Source organism: Hymenobacter aerophilus DSM 13606 (assembly GCF_000382225.1).
GTDB classification, from domain to species: Bacteria; Bacteroidota; Bacteroidia; order Cytophagales; family Hymenobacteraceae; genus Hymenobacter; species Hymenobacter aerophilus.
This window is the reverse complement of record NZ_KB907812.1, coordinates 1-19912: the sequence shown is the minus strand read 5'-3', so window position 1 is coordinate 19912 and position 19912 is coordinate 1. Positions and strand designations below refer to the sequence as shown.

Annotated in this window: 27 protein-coding genes; 9 read left to right on the top strand and 18 right to left on the bottom strand. The window is 64.5% G+C overall.

Annotated features, from left to right (window positions below):
• Nucleotides 1-9: 9 nt before the first annotated feature.
• Nucleotides 10-252, bottom strand: coding sequence for a molybdopterin converting factor subunit 1 (moaD, locus tag H145_RS0111000; protein WP_019948201.1), 243 nt, complete (start codon nt 250-252; stop codon nt 10-12).
• Nucleotides 253-420: 168 nt separating this feature from the next.
• Between moaD and moaA the strand changes: the two genes are divergently transcribed.
• On the top strand, nt 421-1416 hold the full coding sequence (gene moaA / locus H145_RS0110995; RefSeq protein WP_019948200.1) for a GTP 3',8-cyclase MoaA: 996 nt from the start codon (nt 421-423) through the stop codon (nt 1414-1416).
• A gap of 129 nt (nt 1417-1545) precedes the next feature.
• Nucleotides 1546-2370 (top strand): DUF2490 domain-containing protein, encoded by an 825-nt coding sequence (locus H145_RS0110990; protein ID WP_019948199.1) that lies wholly within the window; start codon nt 1546-1548, stop codon nt 2368-2370.
• A 141-nt stretch (nt 2371-2511) separates the two neighbouring features.
• Here the strand turns inward: H145_RS0110990 and H145_RS0110985 are convergent, their stop codons facing one another.
• The 3 genes from H145_RS0110985 to H145_RS0110975 all read right to left on the bottom strand — a co-directional run bounded on the left by H145_RS0110985 (nt 2512) and on the right by H145_RS0110975 (nt 5632).
• On the bottom strand, nt 2512-3696 hold the full coding sequence (locus H145_RS0110985; protein ID WP_019948198.1) for a putative sulfate/molybdate transporter: 1185 nt from the start codon (nt 3694-3696) through the stop codon (nt 2512-2514).
• 335 nt (nt 3697-4031) lie between these two features.
• Nucleotides 4032-5120 carry a HesA/MoeB/ThiF family protein gene (gene moeB, locus H145_RS0110980; protein WP_019948197.1) on the bottom strand — a complete coding sequence of 363 codons (1089 nt, stop codon included), beginning with the start codon at nt 5118-5120 and terminating at the stop codon, nt 4032-4034.
• Between the two features lie 104 nt (nt 5121-5224).
• Nucleotides 5225-5632: a hypothetical protein gene (locus tag H145_RS0110975; RefSeq protein ID WP_019948196.1), complete on the bottom strand. Its 408-nt coding sequence runs from the start codon at nt 5630-5632 to the stop codon at nt 5225-5227.
• 166 nt (nt 5633-5798) lie between these two features.
• On the opposite strand from H145_RS0110975, the gene H145_RS0110970 reads away from it, so the two are divergent.
• Nucleotides 5799-6053: a hypothetical protein gene (locus tag H145_RS0110970; RefSeq protein WP_019948195.1), complete on the top strand. Its 255-nt coding sequence runs from the start codon at nt 5799-5801 to the stop codon at nt 6051-6053.
• A 121-nt stretch (nt 6054-6174) separates the two neighbouring features.
• On the opposite strand, the gene H145_RS0110965 is transcribed toward H145_RS0110970, so the two are convergent.
• The 10 genes from H145_RS0110965 to H145_RS0110920 all read right to left on the bottom strand — a co-directional run bounded on the left by H145_RS0110965 (nt 6175) and on the right by H145_RS0110920 (nt 14126).
• A complete protein-coding gene (locus tag H145_RS0110965) occupies nt 6175-6513 on the bottom strand; it encodes a hypothetical protein (RefSeq protein ID WP_019948194.1) in 339 nt (112 codons plus the stop codon).
• A 233-nt stretch (nt 6514-6746) separates the two neighbouring features.
• Complete coding sequence (locus tag H145_RS0110960) at nt 6747-8279, bottom strand: bifunctional GNAT family N-acetyltransferase/carbon-nitrogen hydrolase family protein (protein WP_019948193.1); 1533 nt, start codon at nt 8277-8279, stop codon at nt 6747-6749.
• A 258-nt stretch (nt 8280-8537) separates the two neighbouring features.
• Entirely contained in the window at nt 8538-8873 is a 336-nt protein-coding gene (locus tag H145_RS0110955; protein WP_019948192.1) for a hypothetical protein, read from the bottom strand.
• 223 nt (nt 8874-9096) lie between these two features.
• The gene (locus H145_RS0110950; RefSeq protein ID WP_019948191.1) at nt 9097-9516 is read right to left on the bottom strand and encodes a hypothetical protein; all 420 of its coding nucleotides are present in this window, start codon (nt 9514-9516) and stop codon (nt 9097-9099) included.
• Nucleotides 9517-9600: 84 nt separating this feature from the next.
• The gene (locus H145_RS0110945; RefSeq protein ID WP_019948190.1) at nt 9601-9909 is read right to left on the bottom strand and encodes a hypothetical protein; all 309 of its coding nucleotides are present in this window, start codon (nt 9907-9909) and stop codon (nt 9601-9603) included.
• 96 nt (nt 9910-10005) lie between these two features.
• Complete coding sequence (locus H145_RS0110940; protein WP_019948189.1) at nt 10006-10389, bottom strand: hypothetical protein; 384 nt, start codon at nt 10387-10389, stop codon at nt 10006-10008.
• Nucleotides 10390-10490: 101 nt separating this feature from the next.
• Nucleotides 10491-10877, bottom strand: a complete 387-nt coding sequence (locus H145_RS0110935; protein ID WP_019948188.1) for a hypothetical protein — start codon at nt 10875-10877, stop codon at nt 10491-10493.
• Between the two features lie 99 nt (nt 10878-10976).
• Nucleotides 10977-12563: an OmpA family protein gene (locus H145_RS24955; RefSeq protein ID WP_019948187.1), complete on the bottom strand. Its 1587-nt coding sequence runs from the start codon at nt 12561-12563 to the stop codon at nt 10977-10979.
• Nucleotides 12564-12750: 187 nt separating this feature from the next.
• Entirely contained in the window at nt 12751-13080 is a 330-nt protein-coding gene (locus H145_RS20925) for a chaperone modulator CbpM (RefSeq protein WP_019948186.1), read from the bottom strand.
• Between the two features lie 116 nt (nt 13081-13196).
• The gene (locus tag H145_RS0110920; protein ID WP_019948185.1) at nt 13197-14126 is read right to left on the bottom strand and encodes a DnaJ C-terminal domain-containing protein; all 930 of its coding nucleotides are present in this window, start codon (nt 14124-14126) and stop codon (nt 13197-13199) included.
• 156 nt (nt 14127-14282) lie between these two features.
• On the opposite strand from H145_RS0110920, the gene H145_RS0110915 reads away from it, so the two are divergent.
• Nucleotides 14283-14684, top strand: coding sequence for a DUF6799 domain-containing protein (locus H145_RS0110915; RefSeq protein ID WP_019948184.1), 402 nt, complete (start codon nt 14283-14285; stop codon nt 14682-14684).
• A 170-nt stretch (nt 14685-14854) separates the two neighbouring features.
• Here the strand turns inward: H145_RS0110915 and H145_RS0110910 are convergent, their stop codons facing one another.
• From H145_RS0110910 to H145_RS20920, 3 genes are read right to left on the bottom strand one after another with little or no spacing between them, the layout of a single operon-like run.
• The gene (locus tag H145_RS0110910; RefSeq protein WP_019948183.1) at nt 14855-15052 is read right to left on the bottom strand and encodes a hypothetical protein; all 198 of its coding nucleotides are present in this window, start codon (nt 15050-15052) and stop codon (nt 14855-14857) included.
• Between the two features lie 27 nt (nt 15053-15079).
• On the bottom strand, nt 15080-15454 hold the full coding sequence (locus H145_RS0110905; protein ID WP_019948182.1) for a septal ring lytic transglycosylase RlpA family protein: 375 nt from the start codon (nt 15452-15454) through the stop codon (nt 15080-15082).
• A 42-nt stretch (nt 15455-15496) separates the two neighbouring features.
• On the bottom strand, nt 15497-16345 hold the full coding sequence (locus tag H145_RS20920; protein WP_019948181.1) for a glycoside hydrolase family 25 protein: 849 nt from the start codon (nt 16343-16345) through the stop codon (nt 15497-15499).
• A 132-nt stretch (nt 16346-16477) separates the two neighbouring features.
• Here H145_RS20920 and H145_RS0110895 point away from each other — a divergent pair, with 132 nt between their 5' ends.
• Complete coding sequence (locus H145_RS0110895; RefSeq protein WP_019948180.1) at nt 16478-16747, top strand: VF530 family protein; 270 nt, start codon at nt 16478-16480, stop codon at nt 16745-16747.
• 206 nt (nt 16748-16953) lie between these two features.
• Nucleotides 16954-17277: a hypothetical protein gene (locus H145_RS0110890; RefSeq protein ID WP_019948179.1), complete on the top strand. Its 324-nt coding sequence runs from the start codon at nt 16954-16956 to the stop codon at nt 17275-17277.
• A gap of 127 nt (nt 17278-17404) precedes the next feature.
• Here H145_RS0110890 and H145_RS0110885 read toward each other — a convergent pair whose 3' ends face one another.
• Nucleotides 17405-17785: an Hsp20/alpha crystallin family protein gene (locus tag H145_RS0110885; protein WP_019948178.1), complete on the bottom strand. Its 381-nt coding sequence runs from the start codon at nt 17783-17785 to the stop codon at nt 17405-17407.
• A gap of 232 nt (nt 17786-18017) precedes the next feature.
• Between H145_RS0110885 and H145_RS20915 the strand changes: the two genes are divergently transcribed.
• The 3 genes from H145_RS20915 to H145_RS0110870 all read left to right on the top strand — a co-directional run.
• Complete coding sequence (locus tag H145_RS20915; RefSeq protein ID WP_019948177.1) at nt 18018-18665, top strand: hypothetical protein; 648 nt, start codon at nt 18018-18020, stop codon at nt 18663-18665.
• 113 nt (nt 18666-18778) lie between these two features.
• Nucleotides 18779-19585, top strand: a complete 807-nt coding sequence (locus H145_RS0110875; protein ID WP_205619313.1) for a PPK2 family polyphosphate kinase — start codon at nt 18779-18781, stop codon at nt 19583-19585.
• A 78-nt stretch (nt 19586-19663) separates the two neighbouring features.
• A partial coding sequence (locus tag H145_RS0110870) for a transposase (protein ID WP_019948175.1) occupies nt 19664-19912 on the top strand: 249 nt, incomplete at its 3' end.

Genomic DNA, 19912 nt, shown 5'->3' with positions numbered 1-19912 from the left:
GCTGAAGGCTCACCCGCCGCTGACGGGCGGAATCAGGGCTATTTCGTCGCGCTCGTGCAGGGGTGCATCATCGGCGGCGTACTCGTTGTTGACGGCCACGGCCAGGCTGCTCAGACTCGCCAGGGCGGGGTAGCGGGCGTGCAGCTCGGCCAGCAGGCCGCGGGCCGACTGTCCGGCGGCAACATCTATTTCGAGCGTTGGCTGGCCCACAATTTCGCGGGCTATGCCAAACAGGGCTATATTTAAGTGCATAACGTTTCGGGCTGATGGGGCAATAGTACGTAGAGCAAACCCAAACCACGGCGCCGGTGTTACGTTTGTTCTGATACCCGCGCCTTTTTTCGCTTCCTCATGGCCGTTACCGCCGCTCCATCTGCCTCTTCTAATCTGCCCGCGGCTGGTGCGGCGGCCCCGCGGCCGGTGCTCTACGACAACCACGGCCGGCCCCTGGAGTACCTGCGCCTGGCTGTGACGGACCGTTGCAACCTGCGCTGCTTCTACTGCATGCCCGAAGAAGGCATCAAGTACCTGCCCAAGCAGGAGCTGCTCAGCTACGAGGAAATGCTGCGCCTGACGGGCCTGCTGGCCGGCCTGGGCGTGCGCAAAGTGCGCCTGACCGGCGGCGAGCCGTTCGTGCGGCGCGACCTGGTGCCGTTCATGGAGCGCCTGAGTCAGCTGCCCGGCATCGAAGAAATCAGCCTGACCACCAACGGCGTACTCACGGCTCCCCACGTACCCGCGCTGGCCCGCCTGGGCGTGCGCACCGTCAACCTCAGCCTCGACACGCTCGACCGGGCCCGCTTCGCCGCCATCACCCGCCGCGACGAGCTGCCGCGGGTGCTCGACACGCTGTACGCGCTGTTGGCGGCTGATATTCGGGTGAAGATAAACGCCGTGGTGATGGACGGGCAGAACATCGAAGACCTGCTGCCGCTGGCCAAGCTGACCCGCGAGCTGCCCGTGGAGGTGCGCTTTATCGAGGAGATGCCCTTTAATGGCGGCAGCCACGAGGCCACGCCCGCCACGCTGCCCTGGAACCACCACCGCATCCGGCAGCATCTAGCCCTGAATCTGGGCGAGCTGGTGCCCGTGCCCACCCGCCCCGGCGACACGGCCAGCCACTACACCGTGGCCGGCCACCAGGGCCGGCTGGGCATTATTGCGGCCTACTCGCGCACCTTCTGCGGCACCTGCAACCGCCTGCGCCTCACGGCCGAGGGCGGCCTCAAAACCTGCCTCTACGACCAGGGCGTGCTCGACCTGCGGGCCCTGCTGCGCAACGGTGCCCCCGACGACGAGCTGACGGCCGCCCTCAGCCACGCCTTCCGCCACCGCGCCGCCAACGGCTTCGAGGCCGAAAGCCAGCGCCCCCTGCACCAGCTCAATTTCGAGTCGATGAGCACGATTGGGGGGTAGGCCAGTTTGGCTGGGCGGGGCCGTGCGGTTGCCGGAAGCGTGGGTGTGTGAGCCCGCAGCGCAGCGGACCACCGCCCGGCGGCCGGCCCCATAGTCTCGCAAGTAGCCGCCGCCCGCTACCTTCGGGGCATGAACCGGCTTTCCCTTCTTTCTGCCAAAGCCACTACCCGCACCCTGCTGGCTGGTGCGCTGCTGACCGGCACTGCCGCCAGGGCCCAGACCAACGCCGTGCCCGACCGGCGCTGGGGCTCCTGGCTGGTGGGCACCGTGGTGCTGCCCGCCGGGCCCCGCGGCTGGGGTGGCTACGCCGAGGTACAAACCCGCTCCGACGCTATGCTGCGTCGCTTCTTTTATTCCGAGCTGAAGGCCGGCGTGAGCTACGAGGTGGCCAAGAATTTCTCGGCGCTGCTGGGCGGCGGCCGCTACGCCACTTCCGACTACCGCGACCTGAAGGCCGGCCCGCTCAACACCGAGGGGCGGCTGTGGCAGCAGCTCACCCTCACGCAGTTTACCGCCCGCCTCAAGCTGGAGCACCGCTACCGTTTCGAGCAGCGCTGGTACCACTTCCGCGACGACATCACGCCCCCCGGCCAGCGCGACTACCGCACCCGCATGCGCTACCGTTTCAACGCCGTGCTGCCGCTCAACCAGCCCAGCATCGGGCCCCGCACGCTGTATCTGAGCGCCTACGACGAGGTGTTCTTCAATCCGCGCGGGCCGTTCTTCGAGCGCAACCGGGTGTACGCCGGCGCCGGCTACCAGCTCGACGAGCACTGGACGCTGCAGGCGGGCTGGGTGAACCAGGCCAACTACACCGCCGCCAACAACCGCAACGGCACCTTCACCCCCCAGAGTACCGCCGCCAAAAACAACCTCGTCCTCTCGGTCAGCTACCGCCTCGGCCGCCCCGCCACCGACCCCGAGCGCCAGCACATCCCGCACCAGCTGGATTAGTTCGTGTGTTCACCCCACCCCCCGGCCCCCTCCCCTCCGGGAGAGGGGGAGCCTGACGCAAGAACTGTTCTCTCAGAACGCACCCCCTCTCCCGGAGGGGAGGGGGCCGGGGGGTGGGGTGGACGTTGCCACTCAACAAACCTACTTCCCCAGCCCTACCCAGCCGCGCTGCATGGCGTAGTACAAGGTGGTGCCGATGGTGAGGCCGACGAGATAGCCGTAGGGCAGGCCGGCGCAGAGGATGCCGGTGAGCAAAGCCAGCAGCAGGTGGGCGCGCTCGGCGCTGATGTCGCGGAGCAGGGCGGCCAGGCTGAGGGCCTCAAAGAACAGCAGCACCCCCAGAATGGGCAGCGGGAACACCTGCACGAGCTGCTGAAAGCCTTGGCTGAAGAACAAACCCAGCACCAGAAACAACCCGCCGTAAATCACCACCGAACCGCCGGTGCGGCCCCCGAAGGTGTAGTGGCCCACCATGCCGCCCGAGCCGTGGCAGACCGGGAAACCGCCCAGAAACGGGTTCACCAGGTTCATGAGCGAGTAGGTGAAGCTAATTTTGCGCACCGTAACGGGCCGCTCGGGGAAGTAGTCCTGCACCACCTGGCGGGTGGCCAGCACCGAGTTGCCGAGCGACAGCGGAATCTGGGGCAGGGCCAGCAGCACGGCGCCGGTGAGGATGTCGGCCATCTGCGGCACGTGCCAGGTGGGCAGGCGTAGTCCCAGGGCTTGCTGGGCCGCGCTGAAATCGAGCTTGAAAACCAGCCCGTAAAGCACGCCCAGGCTGACCACCACCAGCGCGGCGGGCCAGCGGCGGTTGCCCAGCAGCACCACCGTCACTAAAAAGGCCGCGGCGGCCAGCGCGTAGCCCCCCAGGCCGTCGGCGGGCACGTACTGCTTGAGGGCGAGAGTGGAAAGCTGCAAGGCCAGCCCGAACTGGATGCCGCGGATAACGGGTTTGGGCACGAGGCGGGCCAGCCCATCAATGAGGCCCGTAACCGAGAGCAGCAGCATGCCCACGCCCACCGCCAGCCCGCCCCCGAAGATGATGCGGCCGGGGATTTTCTGGGCAATAACCAGCGCCGCGAAGGCCTTGAGGGGCTGCACCGGCATGGGCATGCCGTACCAGAGGCCCGAAAACAGCTGCATCAGCCCGAACATGATGAGCACCCCGGCGCTGTCGAGGCCCGAGGCGGCAATTACGCCGATGAGCAGGGGCAGGTCGGTGCCCAGGTCGCCGAAAGCCCCGGCCAGCTCGTTGCGGTCGAAGCGGATGGGCGGGCGGGCGGCGAGCGGGGCGGTTGGCTCGGGTTGGGTGGGCGTGAGGGGCATAAGGACGGCGTAAGGGCCGCAAGATACAGCGGCACCGGGCACCCCCGGCCCCAGCCTCGCCGCAGGCCGGATGCCGGTGGAGCAGGGGCGCCCGGCATGAGCCCCAACGGGGCGACATATCGGTAGTAAAACCCGGCAAGAAAGGTAGCAAAGCCCCAGCGGGGCGGCATATCGGTAGAAGGAAACCGAGATACCGGAGCTAAAGCCCCAGCGGGGCGACACCCATCGTTGAGGCAGTTGTGTCGCCCCGCTGGGGCTTTACAACCTTTCTTCCCGGGTTTTACTACCGATATGTCGCCCCGCTGGGGCTTACGCGCCGTTGCCCGCCGCCCAATTCAAAACTCCTCCCCGTATCCCTGTATCCCGCCTTCGAGGCTTTGCAGGTTCATCAACCCCAGGCCGGCTTGCAGGCGGGCCACGGCCTGGGCGCTGCGGGTGCCGGCCTGGCAGTATACCACCACGGGGCCGGTGGCAGGCACCTCGGCGGCGCGGGCCTCCAGCTGGCTCAGGGGCAGCGACACGGCATTGGGCAGGTGGCCGGCGCCGTACTCGTGGGGTTCGCGCACGTCGAGCAGTAGCGGGGCGGTGGGGCCGGCCAGGGCGTGGCGCAGCTCGGCGGCCGTGATGGTGGGCAGGGCCGGCTGGCACAGCTCGGCGTAGGCGGCGGGGTCGGCGGTGCCCAGGTGCAGGACCGCCTGCTCGGGGCGGCGGGCAAAGCGCAGGGTGCGCGTGGCAAACGTGAGGGCGTCGAACAGCCAGAGCCGGCCACTCAGCACCTCGCCCAGGTTCAGCAGCACCTTGAGCGTTTCGGTGGCCTGGGCCGTGCCCACCACGCCGGGCAGCACCCCCAGCACGCCGGTAGCCGAGCAGTTGGGGGACTCCTCCACCCCCGGCGGCACCGGAAACAGGCAGCGGTAGGTGGGCCCGCCCCGGTAGTTGAACACGCTCACCTGCCCCTCGAACTTGTAGATGGCCCCAGACACGAGCGGCTTACCCAGCAGCACGCAGGCGTCGTTGAGCAGGTAGCGGGTGGCGAAGTTGTCGGTGCCGTCCACCACCACGTCGTAGGCGTCTACCAGCGCCCGCACGTTGCCCACATCGAGCCGCAGCGCGTGCACCTCGGTTGCCACCAGCGGGTTCAGCCGCGCCAGCACCTCGGCGGCCACTGCGGCCTTGGGGCGCCCCACGTCGGTGGGCCCGAACAGGATCTGGCGGTGCAGGTTGCTCTCCTCCACCACATCGGCATCGATGATGCCCAGCGTGCCCACGCCGGCGGCGGCCAGGTACTGCAGTACCGGGCAGCCCAATCCGCCCGCGCCCACCACCAGCACCCGCGCCGCCTTCAGCAGTAACTGGCCCGCCTCGCCGATTTCGGGTAGCTGCAGGTGGCGGCGGTAGCGGCGGGTTTCTTCGGGGGTGAGCATATCAGTTGATTTTGAACGATGTAGAGACGCGACCCATCGCGTCTTGGGGTTGAACAGCTCACCTAAACAACGTCAGCAACGCCGAGACGCGAAGGGTCGCGTCTCTACACCTCTTTCAACCAACTGACCGCCGCGCCCTCGTCGCCGAAGAAATGCACCTGGTAGGGTTTGTCGGCGTAGTATTCCAGGGGCTTGAAGCCGGGGTCGGCCATGACGTGAGCCAGCAGGGCGGGGCTGGTGAGGTAGGCCACGCGCAGGCCACCAAGGCGGCGGGCCATGTCGGGGAAATAGTCGGCCAGCAGCCAGCGGGTGGTGGGCGGGTCGTTCACCACGCGGCGACGGATGTCCTGCAGCCAGTAGCGGCAGTTGCTGGCCAGGGCCTCGCGGGTCAGGTGCTGGTAAGCAGCGGGCAGCAGCGACGTGTCGGGCTCGTGGGTCCAACGGCCCACCAGCAGGTCGAGGTCGGCGCGGTAGGCAAGCTGGAGCAGTTCGGCGGGGGTAGCGGAGGGCATTGTAAGTGAGCTAGGAAACAAAGTTACGGAAAGCGGCGACCCGGCAAATCGGGGGCGCCACGCCGCCCGCCGGCCCGAAGCCAACATGGCGCCCGCCCGCTCCGTATGCAGGAGCCGGGCCGCCCGCGCGGGGCTGCCGGCTTTTCTCTCCCCGTTCCCTTTAGTTATGCAACGACTGTCGCTTCTGCTGAGTACTGCCCTGCTGCTCGGCGCCTGCTCGCAAACCACCGAAACGCCCGCCAGCACGCCCGCCCCCGAAACCCCCATGGAACAGGCCGCCGACCTGCCGGCCGGCACCACCATCAAAGCCGACGACGGCAGCAAAATCAAGAAGCAGGCCGATGGCGACATCAAGATAAAGGACGCCGATGGCAACAAAGTAAAGCAGGATGCCGACGATGGTACCGTGAAAGTAAAGTAACCGGCCACCACCCCAAACGATCAGGCGGCGCCCCCACAACCCCGGGCAGTGGTTTTCCACTGGTTTGGGGCTGACGGGGCGCCGCCTTTTTTAAGCTACGCCGGGCTGGCGCTGGGCGCGCTTACGGGCGGGGGATGCGCGAACTGCGCTTCCGCTTGCGTATAGGTTTTTCGGGGACAGTTGGCGCCGGCTGCATCTGCACCGAATCGGCGCTTACCTGGCCGAACTGCACCTGGGGCATGGGCAGCTTGGCGTTGGGCTCAACGGCCGGCACCGGCAGCGGCTGGGCGCTGCCCTGGCCCGCTCCCGTGGGCAGCACCACCCCCGGCACCGGGCTGATGCGCTCGGTGGGCTGGTAGCGGGTGGGCGTGGTAAGCGGGCGGTTCTGGGCGCGGGTGGCGAGCGGGGCACTCAGGCCGGCCAGCAATAGAACAGCGGCGGCAGTCAGGAAACGAAACATGGCAAGAAGGAGCTAAGGTGAGGATGGGCACAGCGCCCACGCTGGTTGTTACGGCCGCCGGGCCGGTGGCGTTGGGCATTGGCGGTTGATGTGAGGAGCTTGGAACTGAAGGAAGTGCTGTCATCCTGAGCGGAGCGAAGGACCTGTACAGCAATACTAATTTTAGATGTTACCTTCTGTATAGGTCCTTCGCTACGCTCAGGATGACAGACGCTTTCCGGCCGAGTCCTTGCCTAGTGTTTGGGCATGAGCTCGGCCGAACTGAGCGAGTACACGTCGTGGCGGCGGTTGCGCAGGTTCTGCACGCTGCCCTGCTGGCGCAGCTTATCGAGAATCGACAGGTCGACGTCGGTTACCAGAATCATTTCGGTGTTGGGCGTGGCCTCGCTCTTGACGCCGGTGTTGGGAAACGAGAAGTCGCAGGGCGTGAGCACGGCCGACTGGGCGTACTGAATGTCCATGTTTTTCACGCGGGGCAGGTTGCCCACCGAGCCGGCAATGGCCACGTAGCACTCGTTTTCGATGGCCCGCGCCTGAGCGCAGTGCCGCACCCGCGAGTAGGCCGTCTGGGTGTCGGTCAGGAAGGGTACGAACAGGATGTCCATGCCCTGGTCGGCCAGCAGGCGGGCCAGCTCCGGAAACTCCGAATCGTAGCAGATGAGCACGCCCACCCGGCCGCTGTCGGTATCGAAAGTCTGGAGGCGGTTGCCACCCTTCAGGGCCCAGTATTTGGCCTCGTTGGGCGTTACATGGATTTTCTCGTAGCGCTCGGTCGTGCCGTTGCGGCGGCACAGGTAGCCCACGTTCAGCAGCTGCCCGTCGTCGCCCAGCTCGGGCATCGAGCCGGTAATGATGTTGATGTGGTACTTCACGGCCAGCTGCGTAAAGCGGCGCAGGATTTCGGGCGAGAACTGGCTGAGCTTGCGAATGGCGTCGATTTCGGCCAGCTCGTTGGTTTCAGCCATCAGCGGCCCATGAAACAGCTCCGGAAACAGCGCGAAGTCGGCCCGGTACGCGGCCAGCGCATCCACAAAGTACTCCACCTGCTGAAACAGGTCTTCGAGGCCATCGTAGAGGCGCATCTGCCACTGCACCAGGCCCAGGCGCACCTGCGTTTTAGGCGCCACGGCGCTGGCCGGCCGCTCGTGGTACAGCATGTTGTCCCACTGCATCAGCAGCGCGTAGTTGCCCGAGGCCTCGTCGCCGGGCAGGTAACCCCGGATCACGCGCACCGGGTGAAAGTCGTTGGCCAGCTGAAAGTTGAGGGCCGGGTCGACGATGGCGCGCTGCTTTACCTGCTGCACGTACTCGCGGGGCGTCATGGTTTCCTTGTACTCGCGGTAGCCGGCAATGCGGGCCCCAAACGCAATGGCCTGCAAATTGAGCCGCTCGCACAGCTCCTTGCGGGCCTCATACAGCCGCCGCGCCAGCCGCCGCCCGCGGTATTCGGGGTCCACAAACACCTCGATGCCGTAGAGCGTGTCGCCGTTGGGGTCGTGGGTGCTGAAGGTGTAGTCGCCGGTAATCTGACGGTAGGTGTGCTCGTCGGAGTACTTGGCGCGCACTACAATAATGGCCAGCGCTGCCGCCACCACGGCCCCGTTCAGCGTCACCACCAGCTGACCCTCCGGAAACAGCTCCCGCAGCCGCGCCAGCGACTCGGCGGGCCAGTAGCTGCCCATTTCGGGGTAGGCGCGCCGCATGGCCGCGTTAAAGGATTCATAGTCGTCGGCCCGCAAATGGCGGATTTCAATTACTTCAGTCATGCAATCAAGAAGAGTTAATATAAGGCCTGCCCCGTCCGGGCTGCAACACGGGCTGCAACACCCAAAGCGTCCATCAGACCAGAGCGTTACCGGGCCCCGGAGCCGGGCGTAGCAGGTGCGGGCCACCGCTGGTTTCGGGGCGGCCGCTGCTGGCTAAACGCGCTCCACCGGGTTTGGTTGGCCGATACGGCGGGCGGCTAAAAGCCAAAAAAGCCGCTCCCTGTTCAGGAAGCGGCTTTTGCAGACTGGCCGGACCAGCTATTTTTTTATAACCCGGGTTGGGGCCCCGGCCTTCACGCTCGGACCATGAGCGCGGCGCTTGGCCTGGGCCTTGCGGCGGAGCTTCCAGCGGCGCACCGGCCCGAGCTTCTTCATCTTCTTGCGGGCGTCGCCCTTATAGCGCATGTAGTTGGGGCGGCCCTTGCGGGGTGTGCGCCGGAAAAAACCGGCTTCGGTCGCGGCGGCATCGGCGGCCGGGGCCAGCAGCGCCGCACCGTTAGTTGCCGTGGCCCTTACAACCGTGGTGGCGCGGGCCGCGCCGGGTTGCAGCATCATGGCAAAAGCCAGCAGCAGGAAAAGTAGGGTTTTGAACATAGAGAAGAAGGAAAGGATGGAAGAAAGGGCCTGCGGAAAGTGATTAAGCTAACTCGATCAGAGTGTAGCTAACTCACAATGAAGGTAAACGAAACGCAGGCACTATAAAAATTCATCTTTCCACGAATCTTTTGCACGGTCAGAAAAACCGGCGAAAAATTGTTCTATAGCAGGTAATAACATCTGCTATTCCTCTCATAATACAAAAATGGGCTTCAGCCACCTAGCGGCGCGAGCAAAGCCAGCGCACAGCTTCACCTTCATCGGTGAACTGGTGCACCGAGCAGTAGTCGCCGTGGGTGTGGGGCAGGGGCGGCAGCGTGTCGTCGTGCACGTCGTCGAGTTGGTAGGGGGCCACCAGGAAAGCCAGGAAGACGTGGTGGCCCAGGTGCTGGCGCAGCGTGGGGTAGAACTGCTCGGTCAGCCAGTGCACGTCGCCCGCATCAACCCGCACGCGGCGGCGGGCGTCAATCAGCCAGCAGTGGCAGGCGCTGCAGCTGCCGGCGTGGCGCAGCAGCAGCTGGTAGCCCGCCCGCAGCTCGCCCGAAGTGGTGGGCCGCAGCCAGCGGGCGGCAATAATGCCCAGATCAGGCCGGTGGGTGAGGTCGAGGAAGTCGGCGAGCGAGGCAGAGGCAGTCGTCATGCGGGCAGGGTCTGGTGGGCCCGGCACACCGGGTGGTCCGCTGCCATACGCGCCTAGCGGGCCCGGCGTTGGCCGGTGGCCCGTTTAAGGCCGGCGCGCGGGCGTGGTTTTGCGCGGCTCATCGGCCGAAAGCGTCGATGATTTGCGCTTGGCGGGCGTGGCCTTTTTCAGCGGGTTGTTGTCGTAATCGGTCATTACCTGCTGCTTGGGGGCGCCGGTCATGCCGGGCGCCACATAAATGCCTTCTACGCGGTTGGTGGTGTCAGCGGGCGCCAAGCGGGTTTCCACCTGGGGAGTAGTTTGAGTGGGTTGAGTGGGTTGAGTGGACTGGGCCGTAGCGGCCGTGGTGGCCCCGGCGGTGAGCAGCGCGGCCAACGTAAGATAGCGGAACATAAGATAGGCGTTCAAAAGGTGAAAGCTCTCTATACGAGACTTTTCCGCTGAACGGTAATTCGGGGCGCAACCTGCCGCGGGCTGCCCGCTGCCCGGCTAGTGCTGCACGGGCGGCGTTGGCGGCGTCGAGACGGCCGGCGTTTCTACGGGTCGGATATCGTAGCGGCGGTTGAACTCGGCCACGGCCGCCGAGCTTACGTTGCGCTTGGTTACCACAATCATCACGCCCTCGGTGGCCTCCTCCCCAAAAATCCGGACGGCCTCGGTGCCCTTCACTACGTTCACCGAGGCAATGGTGCGGCGGTTGAGCTCATCAATGGCCTTTTTGGTGGTGGGCTGCCCATCCAGAAAATACAGGCTGGGCGCGGCAGCCACGCGGGCTTCGGCCGCATCGGCCGGCTGGCCCTGGCCCCGGGCCACATTGGCCACACTCAGGGCGGCCGTTACGAGCACCGCGCCAACTAACAACGAAAAAGACATAACGAAAGGCTAAAAATGAGGGATATACCGCAACGATACCAACGCCAGCGCCGCGGTTGCACAAGGCTCCGCGGCGCTGGATAAACTCCGGAAACGACGGTTTATTTTGCGCGGTCCTTGGTCATTACGAAAATCATACCCTTTCGGCCACGCTCGCCATATTTAGGGATGGGCGAGTTGCTAATCGACAGCGCCGACACCGCGCCGGCCGGCAGCGCCCGCAACTGTTCGGCCGTCACCTCCACCTTGTCAATCATCAGCAGCCGGCCCCCGATTTCGGCGTCGGTCAGCCCCTGGCCATCCACCAGCTTGCGGTAATAGTCGCGGTTGATGGTTTGATCAGCCGTGACGGTGGCCGCGCTGGCCAGCGAGATGCTGTACTTGCGCAGAAAGTCCTGCACGGCGGGTTTCTGCTCGCTGCCGGCGCTGATAATCAAAGCAATACCATCATCCGCCTTGCTGCCGAAATCCCGGCGCAGGGCTTCCATATCTTATTTTCTACCAGCCCCTGGATTCTTCACCAAAGGCCATAAAAAAAGCAGCCCGCTCAGACGAGCGGGCTGCTTTTCAATCTACCGGAACCGGAATTACTTGCGGCGCGGGGCCGGCTTCCGAACCGGGGCTTTCTTTACCGGGGCAGCCTTGGGGGCTACGGCCGGGGCCTCGGTCATTTCGGGGGCCGGGCCATACTTCTCAACGGCGGGGTTCGGGTCGCCGGGCAGGTACACATCGAACTCGACGCGACGGTTGAGGGCACGGCCGGCATCGGTGCTGTTGCTGGCAATCGGCTTCGACTCGCCGTAGCCTTTCGACACGATCCGGTCGGCCGATACGCCTTTGCTGAGCATGTAGGCACGGGCCGAAGCGGCGCGCTCATCCGACAGGCGCAGGTTGTAGTCGTCGGCACCCTTGCTGTCGGCGTGGGCCGAAATGCTCAGGGAGTAGTCGGGGTAGTCCTGCATGATTTTCGACAGGGCATCGAGCGTTGGGTACGACGAAGGCTTCAGGGCCGCCTTGTTGAACTCGAACTGGATGAACTTGGTGGCTTCCTCCAGACGCTTCTTCTCCTCCACCTTCATCTCGGGGCAGCCTTTGTTCGAGGCCGGGCCCGGACGGGTTGGGCAACGGTCGAGGTAATCCGGCACACCGTCACCATCGCCATCAAGCGGGCAACCCGTGGCGTCTACCTGCACGCCGCTCGGCGTGTCGGGGCACTTGTCTTCGCTATCAATTACACCGTCGTTGTCGGCATCGGGGCAACCCTGCAGGGCCGCTTTGCCGGGCGTGTCGGGGCACTTGTCTTCGCTGTCGCGCACGCCGTCACCGTCGCGGTCGGGGCAGCCTTCGAGGGCGGCTACGCCAGCTTCGGTCGGGCACTTGTCGAGGTAATCCGGAACGCCGTCCTTGTCGCCGTCAAGCGGGCAGCCGTTCAGGTCCACGGCCACGCCGGCCGGGGTGCCGGGGCACTTATCCTTCTTGTCCGATACACCGTCGCCATCCTCATCGGCCATCTTGCCAAGGTTGAAGCTCAGGCCCAGCTTATGCTGCAGGTACCGGTCGTTGATGTTGCCCTTCTGCGCAATACCGTCCACCCGGTCGGTGAGCGGGTAGTGCTGGCCGGTCTGGATGAACAGACCCACGGCGGGCGAGAAGTTGAACTTGATACCGGCCGCGGCAGCAATATCGAACGCGTACACGTCCGAGTTCTTTACCACCCTGTCGTTGATATCATACAGGTCGGGGCTGGCGAAGAACACGCCGGGCTGCACCACCAGATAAGGTGCGATGAACGCGTCCTCCTTGATGGCCCAGCCGTTGTTGAGCTTCAGCTTGATCGGAATGCCCACGTTCACCACGTTGGCATCGAAGCGGCGGTACTGGTACTGCTTGTTCTTGGGGTAGTCGGCCGAGAACTTCATGTCGCCGTAGCTCAGGTCGAGGCCGATGTCGAGGCCGGGCGCGATGTAGCGGCTCACGGTCAGACCAATGCCGTACTCCACCTTGTCGTGCTTGAACCACTCCGACCCCAGGTCGCCGTGGTACTGCAGCCAGTTGTAGTACACGCTCAGGTTGGTCTTGCGTTCAGATGTCTGGGCCTGGGAAAGTTGGGGGGCCAGCGTGCAGGCCGTTATACCCAACGCCAGCACCTTGGAAAGGGGGATGCGTGGAAGCATATAGAGAGGGGAAAAGTGACGGGAGAACATTCTGGAAGGACGCAGAATGGGTTTCTATACTAGGCAAACCGGAAAAAGTTGCCGGTATGGCGGACTGGTTTGTATTTATTGGAGATTATTAGCCGGCTGGCAGCCAGCGGTCGGCCCGCCGCCTACGAGCCGCCCGATAAGCCAGCAGGACAGGCGCTTACCAGTTCAGGTCGAGCAGCGGACCGCGGCCGCCCAGGAAGTTTTCCAGCTGCCGCACCCGGGCGCGCTGCCGGCGCACCTCCTGTTGCAGCTGCTCCAGCTGCCGGTGCATATTCAGCACCACATCGAGGCTGTCGGAGTTTAGGCCCAGCTCCTGGTGCAGGCGAGCCACCCGGGCCACGTGCTCGGGCTCCTCGCGCAGGGCGTCGGGCACGTCGGGGGCGGGGTGCAACAGCCCTAATTGCACAAACTCGCGCATCTGGGCCTCGCTCAGCCCATAGCGCACCCCGCACTCGCGGAAAGTAATCGTTATAATAGCCGCTTCCATAGGTTTCAATTTGTAAGCTGTTAGCTACTGGCAGTTGGCTGTCAGCTCTCGTTCTGGTTGGTTTCTCGATCAAAAAGCTATCAGCTAAATGCTGGCAGCCAATAGCTTAGGCGAAGCTAGTTGCGCAGGTCGGCCAGCTGCCGGAACAGTTCTTTTTCCTGCTCCGTCAGGTGCTGGGGCAGGCTCACGGACAGGCGCAGGTACAGGTCGCCGAACTGGTCTTTCTGGCGGTACACCGGAAAGCCCTTGCCGCGCAGGCGCAGGCGGGTGCCGTTCTTGGTTTCGGGCTTGATGTTGATTTTGACGGCGCCCGACAGCGTTTCCACCGTCTGCTCGCCGCCCAGCAGGGCCGTGTACAGGTCCACGGGCACGTCCATCGTCAGGTCGTTGCCGGTGCGGGCGTAGCGCGGGTCGGGCTGAATGCGGAGCGTGATGTAGAGCGAACCCGCCGGCCCGCCGCTGCGCCCCGGCCCCCCCTGGTCGCGCAGCCGGATAACCTGCCCGTCCTCAACGCCCGGCTGAATAGTGATGCGCAGGTTTTTGCCATTGACGGTGAGCGTGCGCGGGCCGCCGCGGTAGGCGTCTTCCAGCGTCAGCTCCAGCTCGGCCTGATAATCCTGGCCGGCCCGCGGGCGGCTGCCGCCACCGCCGCCGCCACCCATGCCCCCAAACATCGAGCTGAAGAAGTCGGAGAAATCGGCCCCGCCAAACGGGTCGCCGCCGCCCGCGCCGCCGAAGCCGCCGCCACCACCCTGCGCGTACTGCGACCAGTCGAAGCCGCCCCCGCCGCCACCGCCGGGGCGGCCGCCGGTTTGCTGGTAGCGCTGGTAGTCGGCGCCGAGCTGGTCGTATTTCTGGCGTTTCTCCGGGTCGCTGAGCACTTCGTGGGCCTCGTTGGCTTCCTTGAACTTCTGCTCGGCCTCGGCGTTATCGGGGTTCACGTCGGGGTGGTACTGGCGGGCCAGCTTGCGGTAGGCCTTTTTTATCTGGTCCTGCGTGGCCGTTTTTTCGACGCCCAGCGTCTTGTAGTAGTCTTTGTAATCCACGGGAAGGGTAGGGTGGAAGGACGAAAGAAAAGCCGGCCCGAATTTGGTGGGTAGCCGGCCGGACAATACTTTAGAACGAACCCGGGCCGTTACGGGTTACCGGGGCATTGCCGGCCTTGGCCGGTGCTTTTTTCACTTCAGCAGTTCATTGCGCTTATGAAACTTCTCATTACCCTTGTGGCCGCCCTGCTGTTGGGCGGCACCGTGGCCGCCCAGGCCCAGACCAAAACTCCGCCCGTTCGGCGCGGTGCCCAGCCCAAAGCCCGCGTGGTATCCAAGGGCGAAACCATGAAGGACGGCTTCCTGATGAAGGACGGCAAGGTGCTCGAAACCCGCAACGCCCACACCGGCGCGCTCAGCGCCGAATCGGCCCTGGTAAACGGCACCAAGGTGCAGCCCGATGGCACCATCATGATGGCCGACGGCACCACCGTCCGGCTGCAGGAAGGCGACTACATGTCGCTGACGGGCCGCATGACCACCCGCGCCATGAAGGCCGAGCAGGACAGCCTCCTGCAGCTGCAGGTGCAGAAAGCCAAGGCTAAGAAGAAGCGGTAGTTTTCAGCTTCTAGCCTTTAGCTGCTGGCTGTTAGCTTCTGTGCTGTCGGTATCTTTAGAAAGTCAGCCGAAAGCAAAAGAAAGGCAGGGCAGGTTCAGGTGATAAACCCGAACCTGCCCTGCCTTATTCTATAAACAAAGCTATCAGCTAACAGCTATCAGCCAATAGCTCAAATTCGTTGGCTGTAGTCCTGGAAAATGAGGGCTACTTCGGCGTCGTTGGGCGCCTCCACGATTTCGTTGATGACGAACTGCACTTCGTCTTCGCTCCAGCCCTCGTCTTCGGCGGCCCGGATAAAGGAGCTGAGCTGGGTGAAACGGTCGGCTTCGGCGGGGGCCGTCCAGCGGATTTTTTTACGGATGCGCATAGGAGTAGAGAGTAGCGCCGCGCCTGGCTAGCGGGCTTTGCGAATAACTTTGAGCGTTACCGGGGCCACGCCGACGTCGATGATATCAATCTTGCGGGCCGCTTTCTTCGACAGGTCGATGATGCGGCCCTTGGCGTGCGGGCCCCGGTCGGTTACCACCACTTTCACCGAGCGGTGGTTGCGCGGGTTGGTCACGCGCACCCGCGTGCCGAAGGGCAGCGTGTTGTGGGCCGCCGTGAGCTGGCCGGGTCGGTACACCGTGCCGCTGGCCGTGCGCCGGCCGTTGAATTTATCGGCGTAGTACGAGGCCTTGCCCGATTCGGTGAAGGCCCCGCTGCCCGCGCAACCGGCCAGCAGCAGCCCGGCCCCGCAACAGCCCGCAAGTCGGAAAAAGTAGCGCATAGCAGTTCAGGTTAGTGGCTCCGGCATACGGCAACCAGCGCATTATGGCCGTTTGGGCGGAATCCGCAGGGCCCGCAGCCGCTCAAAGCTACCCTGAAACACGTTGAAATCGACCGGCCCGCGGATGCCCGGCACGTACGACTCGTCGGAGTGCTGCCAGATAATCCAGCGGCTGGCGGGCAGCCGCGGCTGATCCACCTCGTAGTGCGCCAGCCACAGCGGGTACTTATCAAAGTGGCCCGCCAGATGGCGCTTGTAAAACCCGTAGTTCGAGTACAAAATGGGCCGCACGCCGTAGTGCCGCTCCACCAGCCGCAGCCACAGCGCCACGTTGCGCCGCATCTGGGCCACATCGTGGAAGTTGGCGTGCTCCACGTCGAGCACCGGGGGCAGGTCGCCGGGGCCCAGCGGCACGGTGCGCGTAAACAGGTCGGCCTGCCGGGTGACGTCGGAGTTGGGGTGGAAGTAGTGGTAGGCCCCGCGGAACACGCCCGCCGCCCGCGCCTCGCGCCAGTTGCGGCTAAAGCGTGGGTCGCGCAGCGTGCCGCCCTCGGTGGCCTTAATGAAAGCAAACCGCACCTGGTTTTGCGCCACCAGCGGCCAGTCGATGCGGCCCTGGTAGGCCGATACATCGATGCCATGCACCGCGTAGCCCGAGCGAAAAGGGGTTTTTTCGTGGCCCGTGAGCGAGTTGGCCCGCAGCGAGGCGTAGGCCCGGCGGGCGTAGCGGTTGAACTGCGCCGAGTAGCGCCCATAAACCACCAGACCCAGCAGCAACACCCCGGCCAGCGCCCAGCCCAGCCACCGCCGCCCGGGCTTGCGCGGCCGGGCCGGGCGGGGTGCGCGGGCCGGCGGGCGGGGGCGGGCCGATGAGGAGGGCGAAAGGGGCATAGAACCGGCGGCAGGTGAGCAAAGATAACGCCCGCCCCCGGCTGGTTGGTGCCCCCAGCCCCGAAAAGGCCCCGCAAACCGGGCAGAAACGGCGGTTTTTTCGCACCTTCGGCTTCCCAACCGCTCCTGCCCATGCCCCAGCCACCCCGCCCCTCCGCCCACGATGCCCGCGACGAATCGGGCCACCTGATTCGGGAGCTGCACGGCATCACGCTGGCCCAGATTCTGGAGTATTTGGTAGCGGCCTATGGCTGGCCCGAACTGGACCGCCGCATCCGCATCAACTGCTTTGCCGTGAACCCGAGCATCAAATCCAGCCTCACCTTCCTGCGCCGCACGCCCTGGGCCCGCGCCAAAGTCGAGGAGCTCTATATCGAAACCCGCACCGCGGAGCTGCGGTGAGGTGGTGATTTGGTGAGGTAGTGAGTTGCTGTTCGGGACCCCTGTTGGCGCTGTCATCCTGAGCCTGCGAAGGACCTTATTCCACTCACACCATTGCAAAACGATTCGCCTTCACGAGATAAGGTCCTTCGCAGGCTCAGGATGACAGGCCGCTCCCGAACATCAACTCACCAACTCACTATATCACCATCTCACCATCTCACCGCATGGCAGAAATCAGGCAGAAATCCGGGCCGCTGGCGTTTTTGGCGGGGGCGGCGCTGTTCGTGGTTTTTGAAATGGCTGCCTATTACCTGCTGCGCTACGCCACCTCGGGCCTGGGCATGGCCGACCAGCTGCAGCCCGAAAACACGATTGTGAGCAACTGGGTGAAAACGGTGGTGTTTCTGCTGGGCCACCTGGCGCTGGTGGTGGTGGCCGTGCTAGTGCTCAGCAACCGGCTGCCGCGCCGCCTGCGCGGCCAGCTCATGGGCTGGTTCTATCTCTCGCTGCTGGTGAGCTTCGTGCTGCTGGTTCCGCTGTTCTCCTGATTCGGTTCTCAGGCTTCAGTTCTTCAACGAAAACCGAAAACAAAGGCCATGAAAAAAGCCACTGCGAAGGCAGTGGCCAGGTGAGACATGGGCCGGTCGGTCCCGGCGATATGGAAAAGTGCGCGGCTTAGCGCTGTCTGATGTCGATTTCGCGCGGCTCGTCGTTGGCGGCGTACGGAATGCGCACGAGCAACTCCTCGCCCTCGAACACGGCGTCGATGCGGCTGGCGTTGAGGCCGCCGGGGAGGCTGAGCGTGCGGCTGAACAGCGGCGCGGCCAGCTTATCGTCGGGCGTGTGCCGGAACTCGGCGTACACCGTCAGCGTGTTTTCGTTGAGCACTACGTGGAAGTTCTGCGGTTTGACCGAGGGAAGGGCCACGCGGATTATGACGCCCTTCTCGCGCTTATCAACCCGCAGGCGAGCCTGCGCGATGCCGCCACCCAGGGTGTTGAGCAGGTCGAGCTGGGGCGCGATGTTGCGGATAAATTCTTTGCTGATAAGGTTCATGGATTGGGTCCTTTCGATTGATGTACTGATGCTAATTCAAAAGCTGTACCAAGCTCCGAAGCAACGCCCTACGGCGCTGCGGGTGCCATAAAGTCCGGTTGAAGAGGCTGTTTTACGGGGTTCCGGCCATAGTGTCGGGTGGCACCTCCGGGAGGGGTGCCCGCCCGCAGGCAGCGGAAAGCCCGGCAGTTGCGTACACGGGGCAAACAGATACCTTCAGCCCCTTCGCGCTATGGAGCTTCAAACCATTTCTACGGCCCGCACGGCCCGCTACATCAGCCTCGGCGAGCCGGGCGCCGATATCCAGCACGTGTGGTTCTGCCTGCACGGCGAAAGCCAGCCGCTGGCCGATTTTGCGGCTCAGCTCGTTAATTTTGATACGCCCGAACGGCTGCTGGTGTTGCCCGAAGGCCTTTCGCGCTACGCCCTGCCGGCCGGCCCCACCGAAACGCCCGCCACGGTTGCCGCCTGGTTTGCCCCCGATTCGCTGCTGCCCGACCTGGCCGACCTGACCACTTACCTCGACGAGCTATCGGAAGCCGTGCTGGCCCAGTGTCCGCCCGACGTGCCCGTAACGGTGCTCGGCTACGGCCACGGCGCGGCGGCCGCCTGCCGCTGGCTGGCCGGCGGCCGCACCCGCTACGACCGGTTGCTGCTCTACGCGCCCGTTTTCCCGCCCAACATCGACCGGCGCGCCACGCTCGTGGGCCTGCCCGAGCGGCCCGTTACCCTCATTTCAACCACCACCGAAGCCTTTACCACCGAGGCCGTGGGGGCCGGCCTGCTCCAGGATTTGCAGGACGTGGGCCTGAGCGCCCAGCACCGCTACGTGTCGGAAGGCCCGCTCACGCTGGCCGCCCTGGGCACGGTGGGGAAATAGTATTAATTGGGGAAATGTGGATTCGTCTGTCATCCTGAGCGGAGCGAAGGACCTATACAGAGAGTAATATCAAAAGAGAATAGCTTCTGTATAGGTCCTTCGCTCCGCTCAGGATGACAGACGAATCCGCATTACACCACTTCCACCATACTAAACTCATGGCCGACATCGACATCGACCTCACCCAACTGCCCACCCGCGCGCCCTCCAGTATTCGCAAAGCGGCGGGTAAGCGCGCCAACAAAAAGCTCCGGCAGGAGCTGGTTGAGCTGCAGGACCGCCTGTACGCCGAGGGCCGCCACAGCGTGCTCGTCATTCTGCAGGGCATGGACGCCAGCGGCAAAGACGGTCTGATCCGGCGCGTGTTCAGCGGCATCAACCCCCAGGGCGTGCGGGTGTACTCGTTCAAGGAGCCCACCGAAACCGAGCTGGCCCACGATTTTCTGTGGCGCATCCATCAGCAGACACCCGCCCGGGGTATGATTCAGGTGTTCAACCGCTCGCAGTACGAAGACGTGCTCATTACGCGGGTCAATGGGCTGATCGACGATGCCGAAGCCCGGCGGCGCTTTACGGCCATCAACAACTTCGAGAAGCTGCTCCAGCAGGCCGGCACCACGGTGCTCAAGTTCTACCTGCACGTATCGGAGGAGGAGCAGCGCGAGCGGCTGCAGGAGCGCATCACCGACCCCGCCAAGCAGTGGAAATACGAGGCCGGCGACGAGAAGAAAGCCAGTCAACGGCCCGCCTATCGGGCCGCTTACGAAGACGTTTTCCGCCACTGCAGCCCCGCCAGCTGCCCCTGGCACATCGTGCCCGCCGACCAGAACTGGTACAAGGCCCACGTCGTCGCCCAAACGCTGCGCGATACTCTCGTCGGCCTCGATATGCAGTACCCGACGAGCAAGGTGAAGCGGTAGAACGCAGTCTCATTCTGAGCAGAGCGAAGAATCCCGCGTGCTAGGAACTGTTCTCAATTACGGAGTTGTTGATCGACTATGAATGCAGACCGCACGCTATTGACGGACAAGATGTGGGCCGAGTTATCTCCTTTGTTACCGGGGCAAGCCGGGAGTTGCGGGGTCACCGCTGCCGACACGCGCGGATTTGTCGAAGCGGTGCTTTGGCTGGGCCGCACGGGAGCTCCCTGGCGGGACCTGCCGGCGCAGTTTGGCCACTGGCACCGGGTGTACGTGCGCTTTGCCCGCTGGCGCGACAAGGGCGTGTGGGAAAAGGCAACGGCTTGG

Coding starts and splice junctions, on each gene's coding strand:
- H145_RS0110970 (WP_019948195.1), top strand. CDS start 5,799: ATGCAACGACTGTCGCTTCTGCTGAGTACTGCCCTGCTGCTCGGCGCC.
- H145_RS0110945 (WP_019948190.1), bottom strand. CDS start 9,909: ATGTTCCGCTATCTTACGTTGGCCGCGCTGCTCACCGCCGGGGCCACC.
- H145_RS0110940 (WP_019948189.1), bottom strand. CDS start 10,389: ATGTCTTTTTCGTTGTTAGTTGGCGCGGTGCTCGTAACGGCCGCCCTG.
- H145_RS0110910 (WP_019948183.1), bottom strand. CDS start 15,052: ATGCGCATCCGTAAAAAAATCCGCTGGACGGCCCCCGCCGAAGCCGAC.
- H145_RS0110885 (WP_019948178.1), bottom strand. CDS start 17,785: ATGAACCTTATCAGCAAAGAATTTATCCGCAACATCGCGCCCCAGCTC.
- H145_RS0110905 (WP_019948182.1), bottom strand. CDS start 15,454: ATGCGCTACTTTTTCCGACTTGCGGGCTGTTGCGGGGCCGGGCTGCTG.
- H145_RS0110990 (WP_019948199.1), top strand. CDS start 1,546: ATGAACCGGCTTTCCCTTCTTTCTGCCAAAGCCACTACCCGCACCCTG.
- H145_RS0110875 (WP_205619313.1), top strand. CDS start 18,779: ATGACAGACGAATCCGCATTACACCACTTCCACCATACTAAACTCATG.
- H145_RS0110895 (WP_019948180.1), top strand. CDS start 16,478: ATGCCCCAGCCACCCCGCCCCTCCGCCCACGATGCCCGCGACGAATCG.
- H145_RS0110960 (WP_019948193.1), bottom strand. CDS start 8,279: ATGACTGAAGTAATTGAAATCCGCCATTTGCGGGCCGACGACTATGAA.
- H145_RS0110965 (WP_019948194.1), bottom strand. CDS start 6,513: ATGTTTCGTTTCCTGACTGCCGCCGCTGTTCTATTGCTGGCCGGCCTG.
- H145_RS20925 (WP_019948186.1), bottom strand. CDS start 13,080: ATGGAAGCGGCTATTATAACGATTACTTTCCGCGAGTGCGGGGTGCGC.
- H145_RS20920 (WP_019948181.1), bottom strand. CDS start 16,345: ATGCCCCTTTCGCCCTCCTCATCGGCCCGCCCCCGCCCGCCGGCCCGC.
- H145_RS0110975 (WP_019948196.1), bottom strand. CDS start 5,632: ATGCCCTCCGCTACCCCCGCCGAACTGCTCCAGCTTGCCTACCGCGCC.
- H145_RS0110985 (WP_019948198.1), bottom strand. CDS start 3,696: ATGCCCCTCACGCCCACCCAACCCGAGCCAACCGCCCCGCTCGCCGCC.
- H145_RS0110955 (WP_019948192.1), bottom strand. CDS start 8,873: ATGTTCAAAACCCTACTTTTCCTGCTGCTGGCTTTTGCCATGATGCTG.
- moaD (WP_019948201.1), bottom strand. CDS start 252: ATGCACTTAAATATAGCCCTGTTTGGCATAGCCCGCGAAATTGTGGGC.
- H145_RS20915 (WP_019948177.1), top strand. CDS start 18,018: ATGGAGCTTCAAACCATTTCTACGGCCCGCACGGCCCGCTACATCAGC.
- H145_RS0110935 (WP_019948188.1), bottom strand. CDS start 10,877: ATGGAAGCCCTGCGCCGGGATTTCGGCAGCAAGGCGGATGATGGTATT.
- moeB (WP_019948197.1), bottom strand. CDS start 5,120: ATGCTCACCCCCGAAGAAACCCGCCGCTACCGCCGCCACCTGCAGCTA.
- H145_RS0110890 (WP_019948179.1), top strand. CDS start 16,954: ATGGCAGAAATCAGGCAGAAATCCGGGCCGCTGGCGTTTTTGGCGGGG.
- H145_RS0110915 (WP_019948184.1), top strand. CDS start 14,283: ATGAAACTTCTCATTACCCTTGTGGCCGCCCTGCTGTTGGGCGGCACC.
- H145_RS0110950 (WP_019948191.1), bottom strand. CDS start 9,516: ATGACGACTGCCTCTGCCTCGCTCGCCGACTTCCTCGACCTCACCCAC.
- H145_RS24955 (WP_019948187.1), bottom strand. CDS start 12,563: ATGCTTCCACGCATCCCCCTTTCCAAGGTGCTGGCGTTGGGTATAACG.